Genomic DNA, 17655 nt, shown 5'->3' on the forward strand with positions numbered 1-17655 from the left:
TACCTATCCATGCATCAAAGTTTAGTCACATTTAATTTTGCAAAAATTACTAATTCCCATTCGTCCTTCAACCAAAAACTACCTACTTTTTTATGAAAAGCAAAGAAAGGACTAGTTCAATTTACCAATTTTGGTTTAACTAAAATTGAAGCCACATTTAGAACTGAACGATATCGTAATTCAGAAATTCGTAAACTAAAAAATTATACATATTCTCGGGCTAAAATTAAAGTGATCGGAATTGGCGGAGCAGGAAATAATGTTTTGGATTTGTTTATTAGCAAAAAAATTAATTACAACAAAAATGTTGATTATTTAGCAATAAATACCGATGAACAAGCATTACGCAAACTAAGTAATAAATGTCGTACGTTTCAATTAGGCAATACAGGTTTAGGAAGTGGAAGCGATTTAAAAGTAGCTCAAAATTTTGCTGAAAAACAATCTAAACAAATTATTAATGAATTAAAAGGTTTTAACTTAATTATTTTAGTAGCAGGAATTGGGAAAGGAACCGGTAGTGGAGCAACCCCAATTATTGCCAAATATGCAAAAGAGTTAAACATTCCGGTTGTTAGTTTAGTGTTTTATCCCCAAACTCAATTTTTATCTGAAAATAAAATTAATGAATTTAAAGATGCATTATCGCGAATTAAATATAATTCATCTTCTGTGGCGGTTTATAACAATAATCATTTTTATGTTGATAATTTGGATCAAAAAACAAGTTTTGATCTAGCAAATCAATCATTAATTGACGGTTTAGAATCGATTGTAAATTTATCTGGTCGTTTATACGAAGAAATTGATAGTAATGATTTCATTAAAGTAATGAAAGAGGGTAAACGTTTCTGTTTCTATTCAATGGAAGTAAATTCTAATAACATTGATCAACTAAATCATAAATTAGAGGAGTCATTAAAAATTTATCAAATTGAAAAATCCAAAATTAACCGGTTTTTAATTTTCTTTGATTTTGGTTTAAAACGAGTTACTAACAAATTTTGCGCTGACATTTCTGGAGCAATTAATCAGTTTTTAAAATCCCAAAAAAATATCAATCAAAATGATTTTAGTTTTGGTTTTTATGATAATAAAATTAGTGACAAAATTCGGATTAATATTATGATGTGTGAACCGATTGAAATTAATTTCATGGAACCTGATTCTAAAACAAAAACGCAAAAAATTGATTACAACTGAAATCAACAAAATGTGCAAACTGCACGAAATGTTAGTCGTAATTCTAGCGTTGTTCCAGTGCGATCAGTCCCAGCTTCCCAAGTTCGAAGAGAAATTAATTTGAAAAACGATAATTCTAAAAATAATACTGATTTTGTTTTTGAGTCAATTACTAAAATGTTTCACCAATCTCACACCAAATCAGTCCAATCCCAACAAAATAAATACAAAGCTTAATTTTTCTAAATCATTTATTTTTTAAAATAAAAACTAGACTACTAATGGTCTAGTTTTTTGTTTTTTAGTTATTTGAAAAAGTTTGGAGTTTAATCTAAAATTTTTTTGAGTAATTTTTGATTCATCAAAAAAAGATTTATAATTAGATTTTGAAAATTTAAGCTTTTTTAATTAGCACATTATTATCATGAAACCAATTAAATTTTGATTAGATCCAGCAATAACTGCAGTTCAGTATTACCAAAAATTTTTGATTAATTCTCATAATAAAACTTCATCCACTGGAGTTTTGTTGAATCAAAAAATCGCAGATGCTGATTTATTTATTGCCAATTTTTTTGGATGTCACAAAAACGAAACAACATTTGTTCCTAATGAAGTAATTGCAAAAACAATTTGTTTACAACTACTTAATTTAGAACAACAGGGAACAATTTTTTATTGGGGTGAAGATGGAGCTTTTTTTGAACAAAATATTTTTACTACCCAATTAAAAAAGATGAATTTTCACGAATTAATAACTAGTGATTGAGATTTAACAATTTTTGAGAAAGAAAAAAATACTAATAATAATTTGTTGTGAATAAACCACACGACTGAACTTTCCTTATTTGAGATTCAAACTTTAATTTTGAAAGCTAAGAAAATTTTGGTCAATTTGAAAATTTTTATAAATATTTCTTTTTTATTGTACGAAGATTTTCAAACAATGGTGAAATTAGTTGATGGTTTTATTTTTAACCCTTTTAACAGTTTAAAAATTTTAGGTTCAGTTGTGATTGGTATTAAACAAAATGTTCATTCATCAATTGCTCCAATTGCATTTGGTGGTGGGATGAGTTTTTTACAAAATCATGAGTTTGTTGCTAATGCTTATCCTTTTAGTTTGGCAGCAGGAACTCAGAATAACATTCAAAATTTAATTTTGGCTGATTTGTTAATGCTTTATCAGAATAATTTTCAACAAATTCAAACCAATTTAAAAAATCAATTAGCAAATTTTTCTTCTGGGAATTGATCCCCTACTAAAAATAAATTTGTTTTAAAAAATAAAAAAACAAATCTGGTTTTTAGCTTGAATTTTAATCAACTTGAGAACTAAGTATGACTGTTGATCGCAACCAGATTTTGCAGATTTATAAAAATCCGCAATTTCAAAAGTCAAAGATTCAAACTGATTTTTGAAATTACGATGATCAAAGCTATAAAATGAATCACCGCGATGATCATGATATTCCTTGTAATACTCACTTAACAATTGGTTTTAAATTTTGTGACCAACAAATTTGTGACGGATATTTTTTCGGTGAAGGTCTTGCAATTTTTAGTGTGGTTGTGTGTGAAATTTTATTGAAGAAAATTATGCATTTAACTAAAAACCAAGCTCAAAAAATCATTAAAAATTTTCAGCAATTTTTGCTTAATCAGGAGTATGATAAGTTGTTATTAGATGATTTAAACATGTTCGCACCGTTGGTTCATTCAAATCAAATTGATGCAGCAATGATGCCGGTGAAAATTATTTTAGAAGGACTGAATTAATAAATGAATTTAATTTTAGGTTCTCATGTTTCCATGAGTAAGAAGAATAAATATCTAGTTGGTGCAGTTAAAGAGATGTTGGAATATAATGCTACCACATTAATGATTTATACTGGCCCACCACAAAATACCAAACGAACAGATTTAGAGCTAATGGACATCAAAGCTGGTTTGAAATTAGCTGCTGAACATGGTATTGATTCTTCAAATTTTGTGATTCATGCTCCTTACATTATTAATCTAGCAACCTTCAAAGAAGATAATCGTAAATTTGCTACACAATTCTTAATTGAAGAACTACGTCGTGCTGCTGGAATGGGGATTGATAAAGTGGTTTTGCATCCAGGTTCTTTTGTTGGTCAAACTTTAGCTCAAGGAATTGAACATTTAATTAATTCTTTAAATTTTGTTTTACAACGTACTGAGCATTTAAATGTCACCATTTGTCTTGAAACTATGGCTGGTAAGGGCAATGAAATTGGTCGAAATTTTGAAGAACTTGCAGCTGTAATTCAAGGCTGTAATAACCACAGATTATTGGGGGTTTGTTTAGATACTTGTCATGTTCACGATGCTGGATATGATTTAAGACAAAAAGAGCAAATTTTAACTAATTTTGATCAAACAATTGGCTTAGATCGACTAAAGGTGTTACATATCAATGATTCAAAAAATTCCCAAGGTTCAAGAAAGGATCGACACGAAAATATTGGTTATGGTAAAATTGGATTTAAGACATTATTGGAATGAATTTATGAACCCAAGTTTGTAAATTTACCCAAAATTTTAGAAACTCCTTTTGTTGAAATTAGTTCACCAAAAAACCCACAAGCTTTAATTAGTGTGCCCCCATATAAATACGAAATTGAGGCAATTAAGCAAAAACAATGAAAACAAAAGTTAATCGGAAAATAAAAATTGGTTTTCCCAGTCATTTTTGTACTAGCCACACCACTTCTGAACGATTAATTAATATCGAACAAGTAAAAGATTTTTTGCAAGATCGGCATTTAAAAATTACTAAAAGTCGTTTGGATTTATTAAAGGTTTTTTTAAATAATGAAACTCATTATTTAACAATGACCACAATCTTAGCTAAATTGCGAAAAATTAATGCCAAAGTTAATGTTTCAAGTGTTTATAACAATTTAGAAATTTTATGTCGAATTGGTGCAATTCGCCCGAATTTAAATATTTCTACTAATGAAACAACTTTTGAATTGTTATTAAATGCTGTACCCCATATTCATGCTTATGTCGCTGAAGATGAACGTGAAACCGCATTAGAAATCAATTGTGAATTGCACGATGCAGTTATTGAACAATTTCAAAAACAAGGTTTTATTGTTGAAGATTATTTAATTCAAGCTGTGGTACGCTATAAAGATCCTAAAAAAGATTTGAAGACCAATCTTGTTGTTAATAAAATTGAGGAAAAATAATTCTGAAATAAATAACAACAATTACCAGTAAAAAATGGAAAATAAAAATGAAAAACGAAGCTAATAACATACAAATTTTTAAAAATTATATTTTTGCGAATCATGTTAATCAAGCAACAACTGATGTTGTTGCTGAGCGATATACTGATTCTAAGGAAATTAAACAAGTTTTAAAAAACTTTTGAAAATCTAAAACAAGCAGTTTTTATAAAGAAGCTTATCAACGCTATTTAATGAGCACAATTACTTTATTAATTTGAATTGGATTTACAGTAATTGGTTTTTCCTTAATTTTTTATAATTCTGCTCAAGCTGTTAATGTTGGTATTGGTAGTTTCTTTGTAGTATTAGCTTTCATTAATAACTGAATTTTTGTTGCTTACAGTGTGTGACAAAAACCCAGTTATTATCAAGTAGTTTTGGGCGCAACTAAAATCAAAACTAATTATCAAACTATGTTGTGATTTTATGGCTTTGGTTTTACTGCTTTAATTGGTAAAGCTATTTTTGATGCAATTCAATCCGAAATGATTTTATTATCAGAAATTGATCAACTGACACCAATTGAATAATCATTATTTGATTGGTTATCTTTAGAAAATTATTTAACTTTTTTCAACTTTGTCAACCCTTAATTTATATATTGATATTGGAAATACCAATACCAAAATTTATGTTGAAAACACTATAGCAGTTGTAACAATTTCTAATACCCAAATTGTTGATCAAACTTTTTTTGCTCAAACTTTTTGACAATCATTAATCACAACTACAACAATTTATCAAACTTATATTGCTTCAGTTAATCCCAATATTAATGAAATTTTAGCCCAAAAATGAACTGAACAATTTCAATTGCATTTTTTAAATTTTTATAATCAAAATTTAATTGATTTTCCAGGTATTCAAAATCCTGAATCTAAAAAATACATTGGCGCAGATTTAATTGCAGCAGCAATTGCAACTAATCAGATTGCTACTGAAATACAATCTCCTTCAGCTGAATTTTTAATTGTCATTTATGGTACTAGTTCGGTTTATTTACACCAGAAGCACCACCAAATTTTAGGCGCAGGATTTAATTTAGGTATTAAAGATTCATTACAAACATTATTAAATCGTGCTGCTTTGTTAGATAAAAATACTGAATTAAATCAAAATCCACCTATTTTAGGCAATAACACAATTGATGCCTTAAGTATTGGTATTTTAGGTTCGCAAGTTTTAGTAATTGAATCTTATTTACAAAAATTACAAATCAAACCCGATCATTTAATTGTTAGTGGAGGAGATTATTTTTTAGCCCAAGAACTTTTAAATCAGCATTTTCCCGACCATTTACATCAGTCCAATATTGTTATTGAAGGACTTAAAATTTGAGCCCAACACCAGAAATATTTTCACTAAAAAAACCACAATTCCGTGGTTTTTTTATTTTATTTCTATTAAAATGGAAAGAATATTATATTTGGGAACAGAATTCGTATGTACAAGTCGCAAATTCGTCAATTTTATCAGAAATATTTGACGACTAAAATTGATTTAACCTATCCTAGTTCGCTAAATCTTTGAAAGTCATCGGTCTTATATTTATTACGTTCAAGAGGAGTGGTTATCACTTCTATTTTGGTTCCTTTTTTAATTTATCTTGTTGCTGTTTTAACAGCTGCTCATAACGAATTTTTCTTTTCATTATTTAAAGTTTTTAGTGTTTTTTTAACACTTACAAACACGATCTATTTATCATTTGAATTAAATAACACCAGTTTTTTTAAAAAAATTTTAATCAGCTGCGGTGAACGCAAATACCAAATGTTGATTCCCGCTGTTTTGGTTCTAGTTTTTCAAGCAGTTAATTTAGGAATGATTGTTTTATACATTAGTATTTACTATTGAATAACTCAACAAACCTCACCTATTAGTCCAGAATTTTTTTATACAATTTTTCTTTCAGGTATTACTTCTTCTTTAATTGCTTTAATTATTGCAAATGTTTTTACTAAAAAAATGGCTGTTTTTTCAATTGGCTTGTTTTTTTCTTTTTTTATTATTCTTTTTACTAATTTCAATTACTACATGGGTAATAAATTTTTTGCAGATTTATCTTATGTTTTGCCTTATCGATATATTTCATTATTAGAAGGTCAAAGTTGATATTCGGGTACTCCTTATAATTTATTATCAGCCAACATTTTTGATGTTAATGTTCCCCAAATTGCAATTGGTGGTGGTGTTGATGATAGTTACACAACGATTGATGCTTCTCAAATTTCCACACTACCCCATTGATTTACAGATACAGATAACAATAGTGTTGATCTGTTAGTTGACCCTCAAAATAATCCAAATTTCGAAACAGCTTTACGAATATTTCACGAATTAACTCCAAGCTCTCAATTAGAGATTTTAGATGTTTTAAATAAAATTAATCAAGCCAAAATGAATCCTAGCAATCAACAACCAACAACAGAATTATTGTACATAGTTAATAACAAGGCAGACAAAATTGTAAATTTATTGATGCCATGATTGTTTATTGCTGGATTTTTCGGAATTATTTTTGCATTAAATCCTTTAAAGAAAACTAAATATACATAAGTCCAAAATTCAAATTATTAAAAATGCAACACCAAATTAAAATTCAGAACTTTTTTCTTAAATATTTTTCAACTCAAATTGATATTAAATATTCAGATACACTGAATCTTTATAAGTCGGCTTTGTTATATTTAAAACGTTCTAAACTTTTAATTTTATTTATTTTTGCTTTTCCATTTTTGATTTCTTTTTTAGGTTGAATTACTAATTTTACTTATTTCTTCTGAAGCACTACAATTTTAATTAGTTGTTATTGTTTCCCCATTTTTTTAACTAGCATTGTCACTTCGCATTTAAATAATAGTAGTTTTTATAAAAAAATTATTATTCATACTGGAATCAAAAAAAGTAAAAATTTGATTATTTGAGCTCTTATTTTAGCTATTAGTTTAGCGAATATTTGATTACAAATTAGCTACCAAAATTTGTTTAACTGAATTCGCACTGGATCTAAACTAAATATTGATTATCTAGGAATGATTTATGCTAATTTTTGGGGCCTAAATATTTCGATTGCCTTTGGTTTGATTTTTGCTAACATTCTAAAAAAACAAACCACAATTAATTTAGTAGCAATTTTTTTTCTGTTTTTAATTTTAGTTTTTAATAACATGATTCTTTATACGTTAAGTTCAAATTACGCACAAATTTCGTATATTAATCCTTTCAAATATATTTTATATTTAACAATGGAATCGTGAACAGCGCGCAGTTTAGGTCATTCCTTTAATTTAGGACAATCAAAGGTGTTTGAAATTAATCGACCTTGAATTACGATTTTTATGGATCCTTCGGATATAGTTAACTTTAAATTAAATGGTAATCCTAATCAAAGTTTTTTAGGTTTAAATTTTCGAACCATTCTTAGATCATTGACCGAAGAAACTAAGTTAGATTTATTTACGATTATTGGCAAAGAAGTGCAAGATGATTTAGGCCTTTTAAAAGGTTTACCTGTTGTAGCTTTAGCTACTTATCAAGACAAAATTTTAGATTTAATCATGCCTATTATTTTTTCTTTTGGTTTGTTTGCAATTGTTTTAAATTTGGATCCTTTAAAGCGGAGTAGGTATGGATAAATCTAAATTGTTAATTGAACTGAAAAATATCAATAAAAGTTATAAATCAAAATTTAATTATTTATTGAATAGAGATTTAACTTGGTGACAAAAGGTTAAACGTTTCTTTTTAAATGAAAAAGAAAAATTAATTAGTAATTTAAATTTTAATATTTATGAAAATGATCGCATTGCTTTAATTGGTAATAACGGAGCAGGCAAAACAACTTTAGCCAATATTATTTGTGGTTTTCGCAAAGCAACTAGTGGGGAAATTATTCATCATTATCCATATACTAAAAGTCCTAATGAAAAAATTGTTATTCAATTTCAATCAGCTAGTTTTCCCCAGAATTTATTTGTTTTTGATGTACTAAATATGGCAAGAATGACAACTGAAACAGTTGATTTTGAAAATAATGATTTGTATAAGTTATTAGAAATTTCAAAAATTCTTAATAAAAAAGTTCGGTCTCTATCGGGCGGAGAACAACAACGATTAATTTTATTTACAAGTTTAATTACTGATCCATTGCTTTTAATATTAGATGAATATTCTAATAATTTAGATCTGAAAAGCAAAGAAGAACTGGGCGATTATTTAGAATACTTGTTTAATCATAAATCCATGGCAGTTTTAATTATTTCTCATGATGCAGAACAAATTTATCGCTTTGCAAAAAAACTTTATTTAATGAAAGGCGGTAAAATTGTTGAAGAAATTAATGATATTAAAACCCAATTTCAAACAGTTGATTTACTTAAAGACTATATTATTAAAAACATTTAAGTTAATCTGCTAATTTTCACCAAAAAACTCCTCCTTTTAATTGGAGGAGTTTTTTATTATTATCTTAATTATTGATTGATTTTTTAAATTAAAATCTTATAGTTTTTTGGCAAAATTTAGTGTCAAACTCACTGTTAAATCTGTAGTAAATTCCTAGTCATTAACATACAATAGAATGAATAAAAATTTTAAAAACACAAAACAAAATAATGAACAATGAGTATTAAAAAACAAATTTATGTTTTTGGAGCTGGTAATATTGGCCGTGGTTTGCTTGCAGAATTACTATTAGAAAATGGCTATTCACTTAATTATTTTGATGCCGATCCCCAGTTAATTCAAGTCTTAAAAAACCACTCTTACAAAGTAAGTTATTTGAATAGTGATCAAATATTAGAATATCGAATGGATCAAATTTGAAATGTTCATAATTCAGATTTCATAGCTAAACAATTTAAAAATGCAGATTATTTATTAACAGCAATTGGTGCACATAATTTCACAAAGATTGTACCAATTATTAAAAACGCAATTGAACAACGAATCACTAATCAACCATTAGTTTTAATTGCTTTTGAAAATCATTTTGCAGCTAGTGAAGCTTTAACCAATTTAGTCAAAGCTGATTTAAATCCCAAATATCACAAATTAGTTCAATTTATTAACGTAGTTGTTGATCGTATTATTCCTAATCAAGTTAGTGATTTGTTGATGGTAGAAAATTTTGTTAATATTTTTTATGAAAAGAATAACTATAAATTTCCTTTTTCAAATTTGGATCAAAATAATAAAAAAATTCAAGCAGTTGATAATTTTGCTGAATACTTTCAATTAAAATTTTTAGGTGTTAATGGTTTACATACTTTATTAGCTTTTTTAAGTCAAGAACAAGGTTATCAATATGTAAACGAACTAGTAAAAATTAATAATTATCAAGAAATCATTCATGCAATAATAACAGAAATGAGTATGGCAATTGCAGCAATTACAAAATTAAAGTTAAATTTTGTTCATAACTATTTAATTACTAATTTTCAGCGTTTTATCAATCCTGAATTACTTGATGAAAATAACCGGATTTTACGAAATCTAAAACAGAAAATAATGCCAAACGAACGACTTTATCCCATTTGAGAATACTTTTTCCAAAAAGGAATTAATCATAATTATTTTATGAATCTTTTTAACCGGATCAAAATATTTTTAAATTAGAAAGAAAATAACAATGAATCATCAAATGATTAACGATATTTATTTAAATCTTAACCTTCAAACTAAAGCTGAAGTTTTTACTACAGTTCGGAAAATTATGCAACAAAAATCGACAACACCCCAAGCCTATTTAGATTCTTTTGAAGTGCGTGATCAAACTGCACCAGTAGCCATGGGAAATTATTTAGTTTTAGTTCATGGCACATATGAAACTAGTCAATTAATTACCCAAAACTATATCTGCTTTTTAGAATTAGCTAAAACTATTATGTGAGATGATCAACCAGTTAAATTTATTTTTGGCTTGGCTTTAGTTAATGAAGATCAAATGGAAGTAATGAGCAAGATTGCTTCTGTTTTTAGTGATGAAACTATTGTTAACAGCCTTTTACAAGGAGTAAAAGTTAATAAATTTTTAGATCTTTTAGAAAAACAATACTAATAATAGATGCTTATTAACTATTCTTTGTCAAATTTGTTAAATTGTTGACAACAACTTTGCCTTTAAGAACATGCAATAAAATATCTAAATCAGAATTAACTAAGACTAAATTCGCATGATGACCAATAGCAATATTCCCATATTGGTTTTCTAGTTGTAAATTTTTGGCCGCATTATAAGATGAAACTTTTACTAGTTCAGATCAGCTACAATTGGTTACATCTTTAAAATGCTTAACCACTTTGTTATATTTCATTCCACTTCCTGCTAAACTGGACATGTCTTTCAAATAAAAAACATCATCTTTTTTTAAGATATCTAAATTATTCAACTTATAAAGACCATTAGCTAATCCTTTAGCTGGCAGTGAATCTGAAACCACACTTAAATTTTGAGTTCCTAAAACTCGGTAAGTAAAATCAATCAAGGAATTAGTTGTATGATAACCATCACTAATTAATTCAATACAAAAATCAATATTTCATTTTTTATTTTCTAGAACAACATTTACAATCCCTGTTTTGCGATGATCAAATCCACTCATGGCATTATATAAATGAGTGATTCGTTTAAAACAATTTTCTTGGATGCCTAAACGCGAAAACTGATAATCATTACTATGACCAATACTGAAAATAAAATAATTTTGAAATTGTTTTAATAATTCTAAAGCATTAGTTTCAGGCGCAATTGTCAAACAAACTTGATTAGGTGAAAAATGGTTTTGTAATTCTGATAAAAAATCCAAATCAATACTATTAATTAAATCAGCTTCGTGTGCACCTTTTTTTTCAACTGAAATAAATGGCCCTTCAATATACCAGCCTAAGTAATTAAAATTATGCTCCTGTTGAAAAAGTTGACGATATTTTTCCATCATTACTCGCAAATCAACCCGAGAACAAGTAACCGTTGTGGCTAAAACAGCACTAACGCCTTCTTTGATAATTTCTTGTTCATAATACAATAATTTTTTTTCATAATCAGATTCGATGATATCGTTAAAAGATCAATTATAGCCACCATGAGTATGACTATCAATAAATCCAGGCATTAAAATTAATCCTTGACAATCTATCCCTTCTTGATCAGTTTTGCCCCGATTAATTTGAGTAATTTGGTTATCAATAATTTCGATTCAGCCCCTGAATTGTTTTTGAATAGTTGTGATTAACGCATTTTTTAAAATCATTTTCTTACTAGTTTCATTTTGTTCAATTTAAATTATTTTAATGTAAAAAAGATTTACTCATTTTTAAAATTCCAAGAATGATTGAAATTATTTTTGAATCATAATAAAAAACCACAAGAATGATTCTTGTGGTTTTTGGATTTCTTGTTAGGTATTATTCTTAATTATTTTGTTTTACCGGATTAGTAAAACTGCGGTTTACTCATTTTGTGGTTGATCAGTAAAAAATTAAAGGAATTATCATCGTAATAATCGCTCCAGCAGCGACTAAATTTTCTAATTGACCACTAGGAATCATCCCTGTAGTGCGAAACCATTGTCCCAAGAAAATAATGCCTGTACCAGGTAAAATAATGTTCGGTCATAAAAAACTATTTCAAGCATAAATTAAACTAAAAATTGCAGAGACAATTAATGAAAACTGAATTTTTGGTAAATACATATAAACAATTCTATCCCACACACTTAAGCGATCAATCATCACCATTTTGCTAAATTTTTCTCCAATGTTTAAAAAAGCATTTTGAAAATACATCAATGAAAAAAAAGAAAAAATTAAGGGTGCACTTAAAGGCAAAAAGATTACTGATTGTTTTAGATCTCAAGAAATAGTGTTTTTATATAATCCTGTATATAAAATGATTTCGGGAATCGACATAAAAAACATTAACACTAATGAAATAATTAATCGGGTTTTTTGTTTCATTAAACTTAAACCAAATCCCCCAGTAACTAAAATAATTGTTTTTAACAAACTAGCTAATAAAGCAAATAAAATTGTTCATCCTAAAGCGAAATAAAACCGGGAATCTGAACGAATTACTTCAAGGAAATTGCCGATATTAAACCCATCAGGAATGATACTTTGACTTGGACTAGTGATCTGAGTGTTACTGAATAAAGAAACAATGATTAAGAAATAAATTGGTGAAATAATAACCAAAAGCATAAAAGCTGCAAGAGCTAACCGAATCATTAAAGAAAAAATGCGTTTCATTATTGTCTCCTACTCAGATTAAGTAGCTTTATTTTATTAACTAGTTGTTGTATTCCTTGATTAATTTGACGACGATATTTTGCCAAATAATAAATGGCAATAGAAATGAAAGTAATTAATAACAAATAACTTAAAGTTAAAACAGAAGCAGCTCCCACTCGTCCAAATAATGGCTCTGGACTAATTTTTAAATAGTAATAAATGTAATATGAAAAAGTAGAAACATTATTAACGCGTAAAGTTGATTCTGTATAAATCGCTACAGGATTAAGTAATAATGCTTGAAGTATATTGATATACATCAATAAAATTAAAGTTGTTCTAATTTTTTGAAAATAAATATTTTGCACTTTATCAGCAAAAGTTAATCGATCAATATTCATTAAAGCCGTATATTTTTTCTTTTGTGCGGTAAAGTGAAATAAAAAGATTACAGTATTAAAGGGTCAAATGCGTCACAAATGAAAAACAACTAGTACGATTAAATTATTGTTGCCTTCAGTGAAATTAGTTCTAGTTCCAAAAATTAAATTGAATGCCGCTTTCTCAGTATCAAATAAATAAATAAAAGCGATTCCAATTGCAAAACCAGAAATAAAAAATTGGGAGAATAAGATACCCACAACCACACTGCGAAAGATTTTGTTAAAAAAACTATTTAACAAGAAAGCTAAAATTAAACTTAAGCCAAATCCTAATGGAACTCCAAGAAATAAAATAATGTTGGAATAATAAAAAGCATTATTAAAATCACGATCACCAATGACTGTTTCAAAATTTTTAATACCAATTGTAAAATTCACTCGATCAAAAATTTCAGTAACTTTAAATGCTTCAGTGATTCCAGTAAAAAATGGCACAACCAAAAACATCATTGTCATCAAAAAAATTGGGGTCATTCATAGTCATGGTTTGATTTTATTTGCAGTGAATCAAGGTTTAATTTTGCTTTTCATAAACTAAATTAATTCCTTGTTGATTAAATTTAATGACTGCTTCAGGTTTATAACTAATATTAACTCGATCATTAGTTTGACAAATTAAATGGGATAAAAAAGCCGATAATTTTAATTGGGTTTTTTCATTTAATACTTCACAAATATTGAAATTACCAGTATTAATAATGTTCGTAATTACAAATTCTCCATTTGGATCTTTTTCAAGTTTTAAATGTTTAGGACGAATAAAATGTTTAACGCCATTTTCTTCTTTTAAAAAGTTAATTTTAGGGTATCCAATGAATTCAGCAATCTCTAAATTATAAGGTTGTTCAAAAAAACGCTCAGGATGATCATATTGTTGAACTTTTTTATCAGATAGATAAATAATATAATCTGATATTAAAACAGCATCATTTTGATCATGAGTGACCATTAAAACAGTTAGTTTAAATTTACGTTGAATTTCTCGTAATCAATCCCGAGCCTGAGTTTTAGTATCTGCATCTAAGGATGAAAATGGTTCATCCATAAAAATAATTTTACTATTCTTAATAAGAGCTTTAGCAATTGCAACACGTTGGCGTTGCCCGCCTGAAATTTGACTTGCTTTGTTTTTAAGAATATGATCAATTTTTAAGTTTTTACTTAAAACTTCAATTTCATTTTTAATGTGTTTTTTTAAATTAGTGACTTTATGTAATTGCAATAATAAATTAATTTTTTTAGTTCTAATTAAAACTCAATACAATTGATAAAGTTTTTGTCAAATTTTTCAGATTGATTTTTGCTCATCATAACAATTTTTTAATTGCTGAAAATGAGCTAGAAAATTTGAATCATCAATTTGATTTTGGTCAATAAATTGCTGGATTAGTTTAATTAATTTTTTAATAACTCAATCATAGGAATTTTTAATTGAAAGATAAATGTTTTTATAAACACTGATCTCATCGTATAACATGGAATCTTGAAAAACAAAACCTAAATTAGATTTTCAACTAGGATTCTTATAAACAACAGAACCCTTAGTAGGTTTTAAAAGACCCACTAAGGCGTTGATTAATGTTGTTTTACCGGTTCCGCTTGAACCCAAAAGACAGGTTAAAGTGTTTTCATAAATTTCTAAATTTAAGTTTTCTAAAATTAGTTTTTTATGAAATTCGATTGAGAGATTATTGATTGCAATTGCTATTTTTCTCATTTGATCGATTTAAATTGTTTTCTATTAAGAATTATTGGGATAAATTTTCTTCTTTTAATTTTGCAAGTAATTCATTGCCAGTTATTTTCTTAGCACCTTCATCCCCTAAACTTTTAATTTGAGATGAAATTTCGCTGCTTAATTTTAACGTATTAATGTCACTTGCATCATTAAATAAAACTTGTTTATTGCTATTTTCTAGATTATATGGTGCAGCCTTTTGAGCTTGTAAAAATAAGAGATAATCTTCAGCAGAAAGTTGTAAACTACGATTTAAAAACTTAACATCACTATTTTGATCATTATCAGTCAAATTAGTTTGTTTAGATTTATAAAATTCAATTTGTTTTTGAACTTTAGCTTCATCACCAAATTTATCTTTTAACGGAATAAAATAGCTAGATTCTTGTTCAATAAAATCACTAACTTTCATTCCGTTTTCTAATTGTCCTTTATAAATCCAATTTAAGAATTTTTTTAAAGCCAAATCTTTAGTTTCATTTATGCTAATTGGCACTAATGAAGAACCACCAGCAACATAAGTTTGTAATTGTTGTTCATTTGTGCTTGGAGTTGATGTTTTGGTAAATTGATTGAATCAGAAAACATCTTTATCTAATTCTGCAAAACTGTTGAAAAGTGTTTGATTTACCTGTTTGTCTTTTGTTGCAAAAAAGAGTTTGCTTAATTGGGATTGGACTGATTGACGTACACCTACATTTGGGGCAATAGCAATAGCAGTATCAGCTGTTCTTAATAACCAAGATGCTCAGTCATTAGTGTTTTTAGTGAAGAAAATGTTGCGTAATTTTTTAGCCACATTAGGAGTTTCATAATAAGCAATGAAAGCATCAAAAGCTTTTGTAAACTGTTGGGCTTTGGTTTCATCTTTTAAGAAAGTATAATCAACAATATTAGATTTATTATTTTCAGCTTTTGGCAAATATTTCCAAATATAATCATTGATCTGAGATCCTGTTTCTTCTCACAATCGGCGACTAAAGACACTAGAAGAATAATCGATTGATAAAACATTAGCATATTTACTGTCTTTTGAAACAGTTTCGCCTGTTTTTAAAGTTAAAACATCAACTATTTTCTTAGTAAATTCAGTTAATTTATCATAATGAGTGAAAGTATCTTCATTAATGGTTAATCCGGTTAATTTCTTAGTTGCATCAGCATTTGTGCCATCTTTATATTCATAACGGTTTCAAACAGTTTGTGCAATTTTTGTTTTGGCTTGTTCGGTTGTTGTGGATTTTAATTGCTTTAAAACCCCACTGGAATTAGTAACTGGTTCAGAAACTGTTGCACCATGATAAGTAGCTTGATCAATTAAAAATTTAAGAACAGGTAGATTAATGGCTAATGATTCAGTGGTTGAAACATTGTAAGGAATAGCATATAAGCGAGAAGTATCGTTAGAACCAACTACAGTTGTATAAAGTTGGTTTAATTCAGGAGCAAAATCTTCAGGTTTTAAAATATCTGATACATTCAATAATCTTTGATAACTATTAATAGTTGCAGCACTAGCTGCAGAATTCAAAATTAAAGAAGGAGTTTGTTTATCATTACCAGTAATTTTGGTGATAGTGTCGTTTAACAATCCAAACTCACTATTTAAATTATTTTCTTTTGTGGTCAATAATTTAACTGGCAAGAAATTTTCGGTGTTTTTTTGTTGCTCATTATAAAGCGGGACAATTTTTGTCAACGCAATGGCCATCGGATAAACACTGGATTGTGCAATGGAAAAGATTAGTTCTGGATCATAGCCAGTATTAGAACAAGCAGCTAAAATCAAACTGCTTAGTGAAACGCCAATTAATAAACTCTTAACTTTTAATAGGCGTTTAAAATTAGTTTTTTTCATTTTTTTTTTTTTTAGGAATGGGTTTCTAAATAATTGTCGTTTAGAATCGTACAAAAAATAAAAATTGGTTAAATCATTAATTTAGCTTTTAAGTAGCCTATTTCACTACTATAAAAGAACCAGATTGCAAGTTTGAATATTAAAAATTTAATCTAATTCCTGTTAAAAAGGAATGATTGATAAATGATTTAAATCCAAACGGCAAAGCGGATTTTTATTAATAACTAAAAATATTTCTACTAAATTATATTCCTATTAAAAAATATGGTTTATTTTTTCAGAAGAAAAATTATTCTTTTTCTAAAAAGTAACAAAAAATTATTCCAGCTTAATTACTAAAAAATTTCAACATAAACCAAATTTTACAATTTTAAACATTTGGCTGAAGAATGAGTATGTTTTATAAAAATTGATAGACATTCGTTTTTTTTTTAATAAAAAAACAAAAAGATCCAACCGAAGTTGGATCTTTTCTCAATCATAAAATTCTTAAACTAACTTACCAAGTTTTTTTAAAGTTCTTAGAGTTTTAGTTGAAACCCGTAATTTAACTGATTGGCCATTTTTGGTTTGAATTCGAACATTTTGTAAATTCAAATTCCATTTACGTTTAGTGATGTTTAACGCTTTTGAACGGTTGTTACCAGATAGTGGACCGCGGTTAGTTAACTGATCTCGACGTGCCATAGAAAATCCCTTCTTTATGTTTAAATTAATTTGTCAAATTTATGATGATTTAAGAATTTAGTTTCAAAAATTAAATTGAAAAAGCTGTTTTTTATGATGAAAATTAATTTGTTAAAAAATTAATTCATAACCATAAGACAGAGAATATTATACCAAAAAAAATATAAAATTAATTAAATGAATTAGTGCCTAAATCAATTGCTTAAATTATTTGTTATCGAAATAAAAATTCCTAAATTAAAGTTTTTCGACTGG

The 17655-nt window shown here is 27.3% G+C and carries 18 protein-coding genes; 12 read left to right on the forward strand and 6 right to left on the reverse strand.

Features of this window, described 5'->3' with window-relative positions; all coding sequences use genetic code 4:
• Positions 1-9 precede the first annotated feature (9 nt).
• From NPA10_RS01970 to NPA10_RS02025, 12 genes are all read left to right on the forward strand, one after another.
• On the forward strand, positions 10-1419 hold the full coding sequence (locus tag NPA10_RS01970) for an FtsZ/tubulin family protein (RefSeq protein ID WP_256547048.1): 1410 nt from the start codon (positions 10-12) through the stop codon (positions 1417-1419).
• 187 nt (positions 1420-1606) lie between these two features.
• Positions 1607-2521, forward strand: a complete 915-nt coding sequence (locus NPA10_RS01975; RefSeq protein ID WP_256547049.1) for a hypothetical protein — start codon at positions 1607-1609, stop codon at positions 2519-2521.
• Between the two features lie 107 nt (positions 2522-2628).
• Positions 2629-2961, forward strand: a complete 333-nt coding sequence (locus NPA10_RS01980; RefSeq protein WP_256547050.1) for a hypothetical protein — start codon at positions 2629-2631, stop codon at positions 2959-2961.
• A 3-nt stretch (positions 2962-2964) separates the two neighbouring features.
• Positions 2965-3876: a deoxyribonuclease IV gene (locus NPA10_RS01985; RefSeq protein ID WP_256547051.1), complete on the forward strand. Its 912-nt coding sequence runs from the start codon at positions 2965-2967 to the stop codon at positions 3874-3876.
• Positions 3849-4403 carry a transcriptional repressor gene (locus tag NPA10_RS01990; RefSeq protein ID WP_256547052.1) on the forward strand — a complete coding sequence of 185 codons (555 nt, stop codon included), beginning with the start codon at positions 3849-3851 and terminating at the stop codon, positions 4401-4403. Before NPA10_RS01985 ends, NPA10_RS01990 begins: the two co-directional genes overlap by 28 nt.
• A gap of 47 nt (positions 4404-4450) precedes the next feature.
• Complete coding sequence (locus tag NPA10_RS01995) at positions 4451-4975, forward strand: hypothetical protein (RefSeq protein WP_256547053.1); 525 nt, start codon at positions 4451-4453, stop codon at positions 4973-4975.
• A 49-nt stretch (positions 4976-5024) separates the two neighbouring features.
• Positions 5025-5810, forward strand: coding sequence for a type III pantothenate kinase (locus NPA10_RS02000; protein WP_256547054.1), 786 nt, complete (start codon positions 5025-5027; stop codon positions 5808-5810).
• 78 nt (positions 5811-5888) lie between these two features.
• Positions 5889-7001, forward strand: a complete 1113-nt coding sequence (locus NPA10_RS02005) for a hypothetical protein (protein WP_256547055.1) — start codon at positions 5889-5891, stop codon at positions 6999-7001.
• A 23-nt stretch (positions 7002-7024) separates the two neighbouring features.
• A complete protein-coding gene (locus NPA10_RS02010; protein WP_256547056.1) occupies positions 7025-8080 on the forward strand; it encodes a hypothetical protein in 1056 nt (351 codons plus the stop codon).
• On the forward strand, positions 8073-8849 hold the full coding sequence (locus tag NPA10_RS02015) for an ATP-binding cassette domain-containing protein (RefSeq protein WP_256547057.1): 777 nt from the start codon (positions 8073-8075) through the stop codon (positions 8847-8849). The genes NPA10_RS02010 and NPA10_RS02015 overlap by 8 nt, the downstream gene beginning before the upstream one ends.
• 216 nt (positions 8850-9065) lie before the next feature.
• The gene (locus NPA10_RS02020) at positions 9066-10061 is read left to right on the forward strand and encodes a mannitol dehydrogenase family protein (RefSeq protein ID WP_256547058.1); all 996 of its coding nucleotides are present in this window, start codon (positions 9066-9068) and stop codon (positions 10059-10061) included.
• A gap of 13 nt (positions 10062-10074) precedes the next feature.
• The gene (locus NPA10_RS02025) at positions 10075-10503 is read left to right on the forward strand and encodes a PTS mannitol transporter subunit IIA (protein WP_256547059.1); all 429 of its coding nucleotides are present in this window, start codon (positions 10075-10077) and stop codon (positions 10501-10503) included.
• Positions 10504-10516: 13 nt separating this feature from the next.
• Here the strand turns inward: NPA10_RS02025 and nagA are convergent, their stop codons facing one another.
• The 6 genes from nagA to rpmB form a co-directional block, all read right to left on the reverse strand.
• Positions 10517-11695: an N-acetylglucosamine-6-phosphate deacetylase gene (gene nagA / locus NPA10_RS02030; protein ID WP_256547060.1), complete on the reverse strand. Its 1179-nt coding sequence runs from the start codon at positions 11693-11695 to the stop codon at positions 10517-10519.
• A gap of 160 nt (positions 11696-11855) precedes the next feature.
• Positions 11856-12692, reverse strand: coding sequence for an ABC transporter permease subunit (locus NPA10_RS02035; RefSeq protein WP_256547061.1), 837 nt, complete (start codon positions 12690-12692; stop codon positions 11856-11858).
• Positions 12692-13648: a carbohydrate ABC transporter permease gene (locus tag NPA10_RS02040; RefSeq protein WP_256547062.1), complete on the reverse strand. Its 957-nt coding sequence runs from the start codon at positions 13646-13648 to the stop codon at positions 12692-12694. The genes NPA10_RS02035 and NPA10_RS02040 overlap by 1 nt, the downstream gene beginning before the upstream one ends.
• Positions 13632-14834: an ATP-binding cassette domain-containing protein gene (locus tag NPA10_RS02045; protein ID WP_256547063.1), complete on the reverse strand. Its 1203-nt coding sequence runs from the start codon at positions 14832-14834 to the stop codon at positions 13632-13634. The genes NPA10_RS02040 and NPA10_RS02045 overlap by 17 nt, the downstream gene beginning before the upstream one ends.
• A gap of 31 nt (positions 14835-14865) precedes the next feature.
• On the reverse strand, positions 14866-16713 hold the full coding sequence (locus NPA10_RS02050) for a P68 family surface lipoprotein (RefSeq protein ID WP_256547064.1): 1848 nt from the start codon (positions 16711-16713) through the stop codon (positions 14866-14868).
• 489 nt (positions 16714-17202) lie between these two features.
• Entirely contained in the window at positions 17203-17400 is a 198-nt protein-coding gene (rpmB, locus tag NPA10_RS02055) for a 50S ribosomal protein L28 (protein ID WP_256547065.1), read from the reverse strand.
• Positions 17401-17655: the final 255 nt, after the last annotated feature.

The organism is Mycoplasmoides fastidiosum (genome assembly GCF_024498275.1).
GTDB lineage: Bacteria > Bacillota_I > Bacilli_A > Mycoplasmatales > Mycoplasmoidaceae > Mycoplasma_N > Mycoplasma_N fastidiosum.